Source organism: Acidovorax sp. KPB24-07 (assembly GCF_057543315.1).
This window is the reverse complement of sequence record NZ_BAAJYS010000890.1, coordinates 1-664: the sequence shown is the minus strand read 5'-3', so window position 1 is coordinate 664 and position 664 is coordinate 1. Positions and strand designations below refer to the sequence as shown.

The window sequence follows — 664 nt, the reverse complement described above, 5'->3', positions numbered from 1 at the left end:
TGGAGAACCTGGGCGTGAGGGCATAGACCTTTGGGTAAGCAGCTTGCGTCATGGGTAAGAAATCGCAGGAATCGCATGTGCTGACCCGCACGCGCGTCTTGGAGGATGCACGTTCTTCGACAGCGCTGGACAGGGCATCGTCGTGAACCATCCCAGGCCCACTGCGTGAACGTGGCACGTCACTCGCTGGCGATGCGAAGCGACTGGATCGTGCGTGACCAGAGGTCGTGATCGGCCTGCAGCACGTCGCGCACTTGCAGCGGCGACAGGGAGGCATGCACCATGCCCAGTCCCTTGAGCCGGTCGGCCACTTCCGGCAGTGCGATGACGCGATGGATCTCCTGGTTGAGCAGGGCGCGGCGGCTGGCCTCCAGCCCGCGCGGTGCGAACGCGCCGTACCAGTTGGTCACCTCGAACCCCTTGAGCGTTTCCGAAACGCTGGGAAGGTCCGGCAGCAGCTCCGAACGTGTCTTCTCGGTCACGGCAACGAGGCGCACCTTGCCCGCCTGGGCGTGGGGCAGCAGCAGCGAGGCCCCGCCGGCATACAGCTGGCATTCGTCCTGAACCAATGCCGCCACGGCGGGGCCACCGCCTTTGTAGGGCACATGAACGATGTCCAGACCGGCGGTCTTCGCCAGCAGCGCGACCGTGAGGTGGTTGTGGG

1 protein-coding gene is annotated in these 664 nt (G+C 65.4%); it reads right to left on the bottom strand.

Annotated features, from left to right (window positions below; translation table 11 throughout):
- Positions 1–179 precede the first annotated feature (179 nt).
- On the bottom strand, positions 180–664 hold a 485-nt coding region (locus AC27IQ_RS26500), incomplete at its 5' end, for a Bug family tripartite tricarboxylate transporter substrate binding protein (protein ID WP_487091444.1).